Raw genomic sequence first — 1467 nt, 5'->3', positions numbered from 1 at the left:
GGCGGCGAAGGCGGCCAGCGGGGCGCAGTCCGGGGCCACGTACCCGTCGTTCGTCCCCGTCGCTACCAAGTTCGCCGATGTCGTTAGGCTCGTGCGGATGGTTTGCAGCACGTTCAGCATCCGGGCTTTTTGCCCTTGGGTAAACATGGTAGCACAGCTAGCGTAGTCCATAAAATTCTGCACGTTGGCGATTTGGCCGCAGGGCGCATAGGCCAGGTTGCAGGTAAACGTGCCGTTGGTCGGCGGGGTGTCAGCTACGAAGTCTGTATCGCTGCAGTTGCCCGGGGTTTCTACGGTGCCGTTGCCCCAGGGATGAAGCAGGCCAAAATAGTGACCGATTTCGTGGGTAGCTGTGCGCTCTAGGGCCCGGGCGACGGTGCTGGTGCCTTGATTGCCAAAATAATCGTGCCGAATGACTAAGCCATCAGTCGTTGCGCTCTGGCCCGGAAACTGGGCATAGCCCAGAATAATGCCGCCGCCTGCAGTGGGGGTGCCAATGGTGCTCACCAGCCAGATGTTGAGGTAGCGGTTCGAATCCCAGATAACAAAGTTTTTCACCGCGCCTGACCGGTCATCGTTAATCAAAGAGGGCGCGTAGTGGCGGGTGATACCTGTGGTGCAGTTGCCACTGGGGTCCTTTTTGGCAAGCTTGAACTGAAAGCCCAGATTGGCCGCAATTGGCCGAAACAGCGGAATGGTAGTGGACGTGTCTGCATTCAGCTTTTGGTAGTCAGTGTTCATTTGAGCAATGGCACTGGCAATCTGCCGGTCAGAAACGTTATCGACCCCGCCGGCATGAATGACGTGCACCACCACCGGCACCGTCACCGTGGGTAGGGCCGTTCCACCCCGTTGCTGGGGCATGGAAGCCAACTGCTGGTTTGTGGCGTTGTAGAGCAAGCGCGCCCCTGGGTGGGCTGCAAAATAAGCCTCTTGCTGCTCATCAAAGGCACAAAAAGCGCGGGTCCGTCCGGCGGGGCTGGTTTGGGCACTAGCGCTGAGGCTGGTCAGCGCCGTTGTGGCGGTCAGCACCAAGGGTAGTAATCTTTTAAACATTAGAAAAATGTGTAGGTGAAAAGTCGATAATAATGGGTCGGGCTAATGCCATCAGCAATGAGTCTGAGCTTCACGAAGCTACGACATAAAAAATGTTGGTGCTGCCACCTTTTCGGGTAAAGACAAAAATGGGTATGCAAAGGCTTCTCCGACACTCAATTTAATTGTGAAAACGCTGCAAGAGGTCGGTTTCCCGGTCTGGCGATAGAAGTCTTCCGACTGATTATTGTCGTCCGGAATGATGGGAGCGAGCCAGTATGCCCTTCAACCACCTAGACAGTTCCACCGTCGTGCCGGAAACAGACCTCAACCTAAGAACTGCCCCGCAAGAACAAAAAAGCCCCATCCGGTATCGGATGGGGCTTTGGGGAGCTACTGCCTTTGGTGGATTTACTCGACGGTTAGCTTGGC

The 1467-nt window shown here is 55.8% G+C and carries 1 protein-coding gene; it reads right to left on the bottom strand.

Going from position 1 to position 1467, the window contains the following annotated elements:
- A partial coding sequence (locus J4E00_RS29275) for a M43 family zinc metalloprotease (RefSeq protein WP_262898480.1) occupies window positions 1–1056 on the bottom strand: 1056 nt, incomplete at its 3' end.
- Between the last annotated feature and the right edge of the window lie 411 nt (window positions 1057–1467).

This window comes from Hymenobacter negativus (assembly GCF_017571495.1).
Lineage (GTDB): Bacteria > Bacteroidota > Bacteroidia > Cytophagales > Hymenobacteraceae > Hymenobacter > Hymenobacter negativus.
This window is presented reverse-complemented; position numbering and strand designations above follow the sequence as displayed.